Source organism: Bradyrhizobium sp., from assembly GCF_019244115.1.
GTDB lineage: Bacteria > Pseudomonadota > Alphaproteobacteria > Rhizobiales > Xanthobacteraceae > Bradyrhizobium.
Map to the genome: position 1 here is coordinate 1 of NZ_JAFATE010000748.1, position 5866 is coordinate 5866.

4 protein-coding genes, 1 pseudogene and 1 riboswitch are annotated in these 5866 nt (G+C 66.9%); of the genes and pseudogenes, 2 read left to right on the forward strand and 3 right to left on the reverse strand.

The window, feature by feature from the left end:
* The 3 genes from cobN to JOZ76_RS32295 form a co-directional block, all read right to left on the reverse strand.
* Positions 1-3200 (reverse strand): cobaltochelatase subunit CobN (gene cobN, locus JOZ76_RS32285; protein ID WP_291705443.1); only part of this gene is annotated, 3200 nt, incomplete at its 3' end.
* The gene (cobW, locus tag JOZ76_RS32290) at positions 3200-4234 is read right to left on the reverse strand and encodes a cobalamin biosynthesis protein CobW (protein WP_291705444.1); all 1035 of its coding nucleotides are present in this window, start codon (positions 4232-4234) and stop codon (positions 3200-3202) included. The genes cobW and cobN, both read right to left, overlap by 1 nt.
* Positions 4231-4605, reverse strand: a complete 375-nt coding sequence (locus tag JOZ76_RS32295; RefSeq protein WP_291705445.1) for a DUF1636 domain-containing protein — start codon at positions 4603-4605, stop codon at positions 4231-4233. Before JOZ76_RS32295 ends, cobW begins: the two co-directional genes overlap by 4 nt.
* An 88-nt stretch (positions 4606-4693) precedes the next feature.
* Positions 4694-4912, reverse strand: a riboswitch (cobalamin riboswitch).
* Positions 4913-4954: 42 nt separating this feature from the next.
* Here JOZ76_RS32295 and cobO point away from each other — a divergent pair.
* Together cobO and JOZ76_RS32305 are read left to right on the forward strand one after the other, a co-directional pair.
* Positions 4955-5599: a cob(I)yrinic acid a,c-diamide adenosyltransferase gene (gene cobO, locus JOZ76_RS32300; RefSeq protein WP_291705446.1), complete on the forward strand. Its 645-nt coding sequence runs from the start codon at positions 4955-4957 to the stop codon at positions 5597-5599.
* 10 nt (positions 5600-5609) lie between these two features.
* Positions 5610-5816: pseudogene (locus JOZ76_RS32305) on the forward strand (nucleotide-binding protein); the annotation flags it as partial.
* Positions 5817-5866: the final 50 nt, after the last annotated feature.

Here is a 5866-nt window from a genome sequence, read left to right on the forward strand (position 1 = left end):
GTCCACAGCGCCGCCTCGTGCAGCCGCGCAAAACAGCTTTCCAGCGTCAGCAGCGCTGCCGGATTCTCGCGCGCCATGAAGGCGCGCACCTCGTCGTCAGCAAGCGTCGCATCGTAATAGAGATCGAACAGATGCGCCGGCACCACGCCCGCAAGATGTGCGAACGCCGCCATGTGTTCGAGCGTCGCCGTGATCTCGGCAGCCCCCCGAAAGCCATGGCGTATCATACCCGCGATCCAGCGGGGATTTGTAGCGCGTGTCCGCACGACACGCGAGATCTCCTCGCTGAGCGTGCGCGCCTGCGGCCGCTCCGGCCGCGTCGCATCGAGATGATAGAGGTTTGGCGCAGCGCCGAGTTGCGCGGCCGCAGCGGCGATGCCGGCTTCGTGCGCGGGGTAGTCGGCGGCAAGCAGGAGATCGGTCTCCGGCAGATCCTGGACATGCACGAAAGCGTCCGCGGACTTGAGCCGCGTCTCGATGGCCGCGCGATCGAGCTTGAGGTCGCCGTCGGAGTCGAACACCCAGGAGGAGGCTGCGAGCCAGGCCTCGCCGGCCGCGCGGCGCGCCTCGTCGGTGAAGACGTCTGTGAGGTGTGCCATGCCGACGCCGTAATGGCCGGGGCGTGGCGCGAACACGCGCGGCGAGCGGTGCAGATATGGGTTATCGCCGCCCTCGACGTCGCGATTGGCCAGTTGCTCTGCCGCCCGCTCGAACAGTTGCGCGAGACCTGAGAAGATGTCACGGAACAGGCCGGACACGCGCAGGGTCATGTCGATGCGCGGCCGAGCGAGCTCCGCGGGCGTAAGGATCTCGAAGCCGGAGACGCGGCCCGAGGCATGGTCCCAGCGCGGCGCGATGCCGGCAAGATGCAGCGCCATCGCAAACTCCTCGCCGGCCGTGCGCATGGTCGCCGATCCCCAGAGATCGACGACCAGCCCCTTCGGCCAGTCGCCATGATCCTGCAGATAGCGCCGCAACAGCTCCTCGGCGAGACGGATGCCCTGCGCATGCGCGGCCCGCGTCGGAACGCTGCGCGGGTCGACTGCGAACAGATTGCGCCCTGTCGGCAGCACGTCGCTGCGCCCGCGGTGCGGCGAGCCCGCCGGCCCCGGTGCGACGCGCTGCCCCGCAAGCGCCGCAAGCAGCGCATCGCGCTCCGCATCGCCGCAAGCGCCCCGCCCGAACACGTGCAGGCCGTCGCCGAACTGGCTTTCCTTGAGGTCGCAGACGAAGCGGTCGATGCGCGAGATCGCTTCGGCCGGCGCGGCCGAGGCTGAAAGGCCGAGATCGTCCTCTATACCGGCGGCGCGGGCCTCGTCGCGAATCGCGGCAACCAGGCGGCCGCGCCGCGCCGGATCGAGACCGTCGGCGGTCGAATATTCGTCGAGTAACTGCTCCAGCCGCAGCAGGCGTTCCGGCAGCGCCGCTTCCGCAAGCGGCGGCGGCAGATGGCCGATCGTGACCGCGCCCGTGCGCCGCTTGGCCTGCGCCGCTTCGCCGGGATCGTTGACGATGAAGGGATAGATCACGGGCATGGCGCCGATCAGCGCCTCGGGCCAGCAGGCGGCCGACAGCGCCACCGATTTGCCCGGCAACCATTCCAGCGTGCCATGCGCGCCCATGTGGATCAGCGCGTCGATGCGCTGCCGCCTGAGCCAGAGATAGAACGCGACATAGGCATGGCGCGGCGTGCGCGAGAGGTCGTGATAGTCGAAATCGCGGTGCGCGACTTCGCCGCGCTCGGGCTGCACGGCGATGGTCGTCTTGCCGCAGCGGAAGGCGGCGAAGCGGAATTCGCCACCTTCCACCGACGGATCATCTTCCGGCGCGCCCCAGGCCGCGGCGAGGCTCTGTTGCAATTCTGGCGGAAGCGTTGCGAGCATCTGCCGGTATTCTGCGACGCTGACCGCCAATTTCTCCTGCGCGAGCTGCTGTGCCGACGCGCCGCGCGCTTCGATATCGTAGCCTGCGCGGGTGAGTTCTCCGAGCAAGGCGTCGACCGAGGCCAGCGCATCGAGCCCGACCGCATGGGCGATTTGATGCGGCCTGCCGGGATAGCTCGACAGGATGATGGCAAGCTGTTTGTCGCGCGCAGGCGTCGCCGCAAGCCGATGCCACGAGGTGATCCGGTCGGCCACGGCCGCGATGCGTTCCGCGTCGGCGCAATGCGACAGATGCGAAAACTGCAAGTCGGCATCGCGTTCGCCGGCCTGCTTGAAGCTGATGACACCCGAAAAGATGCGCCCGTCGACCTCCGGCAGCACCACATGCATGGCAAGGTCGGCCGCCGACATGCCGCGCGCGGAAGCCGCCCAATCGGCGCGCCGCGCCGTCGATAGCGCGACCTGGAACACCGGGCAGGATGGCGTATCGAACGGCGTGGTGCCGTCGTCGCCCATGGCCGAGAACGCGGTCGCATTGACAATGAACGCGGGCGGCCGCGCGGCGAACTCGGCCTTGAGCCAATCCGTAACGCCTGCCGCCTTCAGCGAAGTGACGAAGGCGCCATAGGCATCAAAGCCCCTTTCGCGCAACGCAGCGATCAGAGCGTCGATCGGGTCGGTATCCGCTGCTGTCAGATAGGAGCGATAGAAACTGACCAGCACGTGCGGACGCCCGTCCGACGGCGGCAGCGTCTTGAGCGCGCCCAGCCTTGGATCGTAGAATCCCATTTCCGGAACGTCGATCTCGCCGATCACAGGTCCGGCATAAAGACCCGAGGCGAGCGCAAGCTGCGCGATGGCCGCCTGAGCCGCGATCGCGCCGCCCTTGTCGCAGAGGATTTTGAGGCGCGCCAGCGTCGAGACCGGCAGGGTCGAAAACGCATCGAGGCGCGGATCGTCGCGTCCATCGGCCGGCAGCACCGCGAGCGCGATGCCGCGCGCTTTCGCGAGCTGATGCACGGCCGCGAGTCCGTACGACCAGTAGGCCTCGCCGCCGATCAGCCGCACCAGCACGCCGCGGGCCTGCGACAGCGTGCGCTCGAGATAGGTATCGACCGACAGCGGGCGGCGCAGCGCACTCAGGTTCGCAAGGCGAAGCGACGGCAGGGTGGCACGTCCCCTGCGCCAGCCGACGGCGAACGCCGCGAGATCACTGTCGGAGAACGACAGCATCACGAGATCGGCCGGGTCCTGACCGAGATCGACGGGCGTCGCGGTCTCTTCCAGGCCAAAACCCTCGCGAAAGATGACGTGCATCAGATGCCAAGTCCCGCCCTGATCGCGTGTTCGTCGACATCGCCCTGCTCGCCGATCACGACGAGCTTCGACCGCCTTGGCTCGCTCCCCCACGGCCGGTCGAACTGATGCCGCACCCGCTCGCCGACCGATTGCAGCAAGAGCCGCATCGGCTTTCCCGCGACGGCAAGATAGCCCTTGGCGCGCAAGATGTTCTGCTCGCGCGCCAGCCGCTGCACTGAGGCGACAATCGCTTCGATGTCTCTCACCTCCGGCAGGTCGACGACGACGGACGCAAAATCGTCGTGCTCGTGCTCGTTATCGCCGTCGTGATGCGAGGGGCGCGCCGCGAGGTCATTTTCGGCCGCGGCTGCAAGGCCGAGGATGACGCGCGGATCGATCGCGCCGTCGGTCACCGGCAGCATCGGCACAGTGCGCGGCATTTCGGCCGCGATCGCAGCACGCGCCGCCGCAAGGCCCTTCTCGCCCGCGAGATCGGCCTTGGTCAGCAGCACGATATCGGCGCAGCAGATCTGGTCGTCGAACACTTCGGACAGCGGCGTCTCGTGATCGAGATATTGGTCGGCCGCACGCTGAGCCTCGACGGCGGCGGGATCGGGCGCGAAACGGCCGGCCGCGACGGCTTCCGCATCGGCAAGAGCAATCACGCCATCGACCGTGATCCGCGACCGAATCTCAGGCCAGTCGAACGCTTTGAGAAGCGGCTTTGGCAGCGCAAGCCCCGAGGTTTCGATCAGAATGTGGTCGGGCTTCACAGGCCGCGACAGAAGCTGCTCGATGGTCGGGATGAAGTCGTCGGCCACCGTGCAGCAGATGCAGCCATTGGCGAGCTCGACGATGTTTTCTTCCGGACAATTGGCATCCGCGCAGGATTTCAGGATGGCGCCATCCACGCCTTCGCTGCCGAATTCGTTGACCAGCACCGCGAGCCTTCGCCCGCCAGCGTTCGTCATCAGATGGCGGATCAGCGTGGTCTTGCCGGAACCGAGAAAGCCGGTGACGACGGTGACGGGAATCTTTGCAAGCGCGCTCACTCGGCGGCCTCCGGCAGGATGTTGATGGGGGGAATGCGGGCAAGCGACTGCTTGCGAAAGATTTCGGGGCGCGTGCGCCAGGGCACGATGCCGTCGGGCGCCGCCGCATAGGCCGCCGCGCCCGCGACGATGTCTTGCGCATTGGACTCCGACATGCGGCCATAGACATAGGACCAGCGTCCGGGCGCGCTCAGCGCCACCGAGCAGCCCTGATTGCAGGCGGAAAGGCATTCGACCGGCACGATGGTCACGCCGTCGGGCGCACCGACCTCGAGGATAGCGGCATGCAATCTGGCGCCGGGCGCGGTCTCGCCCTCGCCAGGGGTTTGCCCCGCGCGACAGGTGATGCAGACATGAAGCGTAACGGTCATCGCCTTTTCCTAAATCGGCGGGAGGCGATGAGGCGCACGAATCCTGTTCAGGATTCGCTCCCCGTCGCGGAACACCCCGTCCGCCGGTTCACTTCTTTAAGCGCTGGCAGGTCTCCCGGCTTGCGGAGCAGGGTTTCCCCTCCGATCCCCGCCTTCCCGACCTTGTCGGTCAGTGGCTGTTTGAGGATCTCTCCGGTCACGGTCGCGGGGGCGGCTGCTTTTCGGACCCAAAGCCATGAGGCTTTCGGCCCACTCGCATTCCCTCTTCGCCTGTCGTAGGACAGGAACCAGCGCCTGACCCACCATTTGCCCAAGTGGCGGACTTGTCAAGCCGCGGGGAGTGCCGACGATGGTTTCCGATGAGGATGTGACGGACAACGAGAACACGGTCGATCAGGACGCGCGTCATGCGGCCAAGATGGCCAGGAAGAAGGCCGCGCGCGACCGCATCATGGCGGAGAAGACCGGCGACAAGGGTCTCATCATCGTCCACACCGGCGCGGGCAAGGGGAAATCCTCGTCGGCCTTCGGCATGGTCCTACGCTGTGTCGCGCATGGCCTGCCCTGCGCCGTCGTGCAGTTCATCAAGGGTGCCTGGGACACCGGCGAGCGGCGGCTGCTGACGGGGCATTTCGGCGAGCTCTGCCAGTTCTACGCCATGGGCGAAGGCTTTACCTGGGAAACGCAGGATCGCGCGCGCGACATTGCCGCGGCGCGGGCCGGCTGGGACAAGGCCAAGCAATTGATCGCGGACGAACGCCTGCGCATGGTCGTGCTCGACGAGATCAACATCGCGCTGCGCTATGACTATCTCGACGTTGCCGAGGTGATCGACTTCCTTCGGCGCGCCAAACCGCCGCTGACCCACGTCGTGCTGACCGGCCGCAATGCCAAGCAGGAGCTGATCGACACCGCCGACCTGGTCACCGAGATGACGCTGATAAAACATCCGTTCCGTTCCGGCATCAAGGCGCAAGCGGGCGTCGAATTCTGACGCGGTTATCATGACACGCGCGCTGATGATCCAGGGAGCGGGCTCGGACGTTGGCAAGTCGCTGATCGTTGCAGGGCTTGTCCGCGCTGCAACGCGACGCGGCCTGAAAGTGCTGCCGTTCAAGCCGCAGAACATGTCGAACAATGCGGCCGTCACCGTCGATGGCGGCGAGATCGGCCGGGCGCAGGCGCTGCAGGCCCTCGCCGCCGGCGTGAAGGCGCAGCCGGGGATCGAGTTTTAGAATGCAGCAGCCGTCATTGCGAGCGA